Genomic DNA, 2322 nt, shown 5'->3' with positions numbered 1-2322 from the left:
TTGCCCCCGATGGCGGCCTCACAGGCAATACAAGGCTCGGGTGTTAGAACACCGAGGCGTAGTCGCCCAGCTCAACCTGTACCGATTTGATGCGGGTGAAGTTGTTCAGCGAGCTGATGCCGTTCTCACGGCCAACACCGGACTGCTTGTAGCCGCCAACCGGCATCTTCGCGTCGGATTCGCCCCAGGCGTTGATCCAGCAGATACCCGCTTCCAGCTGATGAATCACGCGGTGGGCGCGGTTCAGGTCTTTGGTCACCAAACCTGCGGCCAGGCCGAAGTCGGTGTCGTTGGCGCGGCGGATCACTTCTTCTTCGGTTTCGTAGGTGAGGATGCTCATCACTGGGCCGAAGATTTCTTCACGGACGATGGTCATGTCGTCGGTGCAGTCGGTGAACACGGTCGGGGCCACGAAGGCGCCTTTGGCGAAGGCGCCGTCGGTCAGACGGTCGCCGCCGCACAGGAGGCGAGCGCCTTGCTCTTTGCCCTTGGCGATGTAGCCCAACACGCTTTCCATGTGGGCAAAGCTGACCAGCGGACCGAAGTTGGTGTTTTCGTCTTCCGGGTTGCCAACGCGAATGCGCGCGACACGCTCAACGATCTTGGCTTCGAACGCAGCTTGCAGGTGCTTCGGTACGAACACGCGAGTGCCGTTGGTGCAGACCTGGCCGGAGCTGTAGAAGTTGGCCATCATCGCGGTGTCGGCGGCGCGGTCGAGGTCGGCGTCGTCGAAGATGATCAGCGGGGACTTGCCACCCAGTTCCATGGTCACGTCTTTCAGCGAGGAGCTGGAAGCGCTGGCCATGACTTTCTTGCCGGTGTCGGTGCCGCCGGTGAACGAGACTTTCTCGATGCGCGGGTGCTCGGTCAGCCAGGTACCGACTTCACGGCCGCTGCCGGTCAGGACGTTGAACACGCCAGCCGGTACACCGGCTTCGGTGTAGATCTCGGCCAGTTTCAGGGTGGTCAGCGAGGTGACTTCACTTGGCTTGAAGATCATCGCGTTACCGGCCGCCAGGGCCGGTGCGGACTTCCACAGGGCGATCTGGATCGGGTAGTTCCACGCGCCGATACCGGCGACCACGCCCAGCGGCTCGCGGCGGGTGTAGACGAACGAAGTGTCGCGCAGTGGTATCTGCTCGCCTTCGATGGCCGGCACCAGGCCTGCGTAGTATTCCAGCACGTCGGCGCCGGTGACGATGTCGACGTATTTGGTTTCGGAGAAGGCTTTACCAGTGTCCAAGGTTTCCAGGGCAGCCAGCTCATCATTGCGCTCGCGCAGGATGTCGACGGCACGACGCAGGATGCGCGAACGCTCCATGGCGGTCATGGCAGCCCAGATCTTCTGGCCTTTCTCGGCGCTGACTACGGCGCGTTCGACGTCTTCTTTCGTCGCACGTTGCACTTGGGCGAGAACTTCACCGTTAGCCGGGTTGATGGCTTCGAAGGTGGCATCGCTGCCAGCGTCGCTGTAGCCGCCGTCAATGTAGAGTTTTTGCAGTTCGAAACGGGCCATAAAGTCCTCGCAAGTGCATAAGTGGTTGGCGTTACCTACCGCCAGCGGGCCATTGGGTTGTGGCAACACTGAGCGGCAGACGTTCAGGGGTTGAGCGTTTATGTGTGCTCTAACTCACCTGCTTGGCCAATTGGAAGTCCATGTATTCGTAAGCGATCCGTTGCGCCTGCTCCGTGTCGAAAGCGTCTCCCGACAGGGCGCCGCGCAACCACAAACCGTCGATCAGGGCCGCCAGGCCTCGGGCTGCTTTGCGTGCGCGTGGCAGCGGCAGCACTCGGCGAAACTGGCAGCACAGGTTGGAATACAGACGTTGATCGTTGATCCGCTGCAACCTGTGCAATGACGGGTGGTGCATGCTGGTGGCCCAGAAGGCCAACCAGGTTTTCATTGCCGGGCCGTTGACCTGGCTGGCGTCGAAGTTGCCTTCGATAATCACCTGGAGGTGCGCCCGTGGGCTGTCATCCTTCAGGGCACACCTGCGTTCGTGGACGTTTTCGATCAGCACATTCATCAAGTACCGCATCGTCGCGGCGATCAGGCCGTTCTTGTCCTGAAAGTAGTGACTGATGATGCCGTTCGAGACGCCGGCCAAACGGGCGATCAGCGCAATGCTGGCATCTCCCATTCCGACCTGATCGATGGCCGTTAGCGTGGCTTCGATCAACTGCTGGCGGCGTATGGGTTGCATACCGACCTTGGGCATGTAGCACCTCTCCTTAGGCCTGCCGATGGGCGATGAACGTCCGTCGGCTTGAGGGCCAGTCTATTTTGTTTTGATTGAACGTTCAATCAACAAAGAATAAGAT

The 2322-nt window shown here is 60.3% G+C and carries 2 protein-coding genes; both read right to left on the bottom strand.

The genetic code is table 11. The features are described from left to right. Nucleotides 1-43 precede the first annotated feature (43 nt). The gene (betB, locus tag ACRESD_RS09850) at nucleotides 44-1516 is read right to left on the bottom strand and encodes a betaine-aldehyde dehydrogenase (protein WP_431750742.1); all 1473 of its coding nucleotides are present in this window, start codon (nucleotides 1514-1516) and stop codon (nucleotides 44-46) included. A 109-nt stretch (nucleotides 1517-1625) separates the two neighbouring features. Then, nucleotides 1626-2219 (bottom strand): transcriptional regulator BetI, encoded by a 594-nt coding sequence (betI, locus tag ACRESD_RS09845; RefSeq protein WP_431750741.1) that lies wholly within the window; start codon nucleotides 2217-2219, stop codon nucleotides 1626-1628. Nucleotides 2220-2322: the final 103 nt, after the last annotated feature.

Source organism: Pseudomonas sp. (assembly GCF_050739995.1).
Lineage (GTDB): Bacteria > Pseudomonadota > Gammaproteobacteria > Pseudomonadales > Pseudomonadaceae > Aquipseudomonas.
This window is presented reverse-complemented; position numbering and strand designations above follow the sequence as displayed.